Genomic DNA, 815 nt, shown 5'->3' with positions numbered 1-815 from the left:
TTTTGGGTACTATTGGCGCTGGTATCATCATGCAATTAGATAGCTTTCTGATTGTGACAGCATGTGCCGTCGTGTTTTTTGCATTGCTCGGTTATCTTAGTAGCCGTTCAATACCTTTGGCCCCACCGAGCCAAGCTGATATAACAGTCTCATATAACCCTATTAAAACTACCCACTCTCTAATTGTCGAAGCAAGAAAGCACCGGCCGATATATTTAGCAATTGCGGCAATCTCCTGGTTTTGGTTTTTAGGTGCAGCTTATTTAACGCAATTCCCTAACTTCTCGAAAGAAGTCTTGTTGGGGGACTCCTCACTCGTCACCTTACTATTGGCGGTATTTACCATTGGTGTTGCACTTGGCTCGATGCTTTGTGAAAAACTGTCTTCATCACAGGTTGAGTTGGGTATTGTACCGATTGGCGCGTTGGGATTAAGCCTATTTGGTGTAGATCTTTATAGCGCAATTCCTCATCAACCTGAAATTATCCACACTTGGCTTACATTCCTAAACGCTGAAGGTTCTTTTAGAGTGTTGATTGATCTGATCGGTATAGGTATCTCAGGAGGCATCTTTATCGTCCCACTTTATGCCTTTGTCCAGGAAAGAGCGGAACCGGCTTTTAGAGCGAGAACCATCGCTGTGATTAACATTATGAATGCCTTGTTTATGGTGGGAAGCGCTATCACAGGAATGATCTTACTGGGAATGCTAGGTCTTGAAATACCAGAATTCTTCCTGGTTTTATCCATAATGAATTTCGTTGTTTGCCTATACATATTTTATCAAGTAGATGAATTTGCGATTCGCTTTTGT

At 42.1% G+C, this 815-nt stretch carries 1 pseudogene; it reads left to right on the top strand.

From position 1 onward, the window contains the following. Positions 1-29: 29 nt before the first annotated feature. Positions 30-815, top strand: a pseudogene (locus A3729_RS23515) (MFS transporter); the annotation flags it as partial.

This window comes from Oleiphilus sp. HI0043 (assembly GCF_001634935.1).
The sequence above is the reverse complement of the archived record's forward strand: the minus strand, read 5'-3'. Positions and strand labels throughout refer to the sequence as shown.